This is a genomic window from uncultured Campylobacter sp. (genome assembly GCF_938040115.1).
Taxonomy (GTDB): Bacteria; Campylobacterota; Campylobacteria; order Campylobacterales; family Campylobacteraceae; genus Campylobacter_A.
The window spans coordinates 1-1,301 of sequence record NZ_CALHXD010000235.1; the positions used below are offsets into that span (position 1 = coordinate 1).

The window sequence follows — 1,301 nt, forward strand, 5'->3', positions numbered from 1 at the left end:
AAAAGAGGGCTTGGCTATGTTGTTAAGGATTAAACAAGCACTTGCAAACATCCCGATAACCGCGCGCGTAACGCTTTGGTACTCGTTTTTTATCATCGTTATCGTGGCGGCTCTCATTGCCATCTCGGCGGTCGTAGCGGATGAGGTTTTTGAGGACGTGAGCCAAAAAAAGCTAGCCAAATCAGTCACCAAAATCGCCAATAATACGGAAGAATTTGAACCCTATGATGATGGGATATTTTTTATAAAATACAGTGTAAATGGCGAAGTGCTCGGCGGTTTGGTGCCTAAAAATTTTGATGGTTCGCTTAAAATGGATAGCGGCGAGGTGAGATATTATGAAAACGGAGAAAACCGCTTTTACTACTATGACATCGCAGCTAAAGGCAAGAAAGTCTGGATCAGAGGCGTCATAAATGCGGAGAGATTTTTCAAAAAAGAGGGGCTATTTTTGCTTGCCCTCGGCGTCTTTGTTCCAGTTTTATTTGCCTTTGTGCTTTATGGTGGTCACAAAACGATAAAAAATGCCCTAAAACCAGTCGCCACGATATCTGAAACAGCCCTTGATATAGGCTCTAGCAAGGACTTTTCAAAGCGTATCGAGCTACCCGCTGGCAAGGACGAGCTGCACGCACTTGCGAGCGTTTTTAACAAGATGCTTGACTCGCTAGAAAAGGTCTATCAAAGTGAAAAACAGCTCACCTCAGACGTCTCACATGAGCTTAGAACGCCGCTATCAATCATCATGGCTGAGAGCGACTACGCCGCAAGCTACGCGCAAAATTTAGACGAGGCCAAAGAGTCGCTGGACGTCATCTCAAGGCAGTCAAGAAAGATTACCTTACTGATAGATCAAATTTTAGAGCTCTCAAGGCTAGAATCAGGTAGAAATTTAACCTTAAAGCGCATAAATTTAAGCGATATACTGCAAAATTTAGCCACCGACTATGAAAAACTAGCAAGCGCCAAAGGGATTAAATTTAGCTGCGAGATCGCACCAGATGTTGAAATCTTAGGCGATGAGCTGATGATATCAAGGCTGGCTGATAACTTTTTAAGCAACGCGCTAAAATTTACTGCAAACAAGATCGAGCTAGGCTTAAGCGCGACCAAAACGCACGCGTTACTATCCGTAAAAGATGATGGTAACGGAATTTCTCAAAAAGATATTGAGCTAATCTGGAATAAATTTTACCAAGCTGATAGCTCAAGAAATAAAAATGCAAACACAGGCAGCGGCCTTGGGCTAGCCATCGCGGCAAATATCGCCAAAATCCACGGCGCAAAGCTCGGAGTAAAGA

Annotated in this window: 1 protein-coding gene; it reads left to right on the forward strand. The window is 43.6% G+C overall.

Annotated features, from left to right (window positions below; translation table 11 throughout):
• Nucleotides 1-16: 16 nt before the first annotated feature.
• Nucleotides 17-1,301, forward strand: a 1,285-nt coding sequence (locus Q0314_RS07925; protein ID WP_298058058.1) for a HAMP domain-containing sensor histidine kinase, incomplete at its 3' end; no start/stop codon positions are given.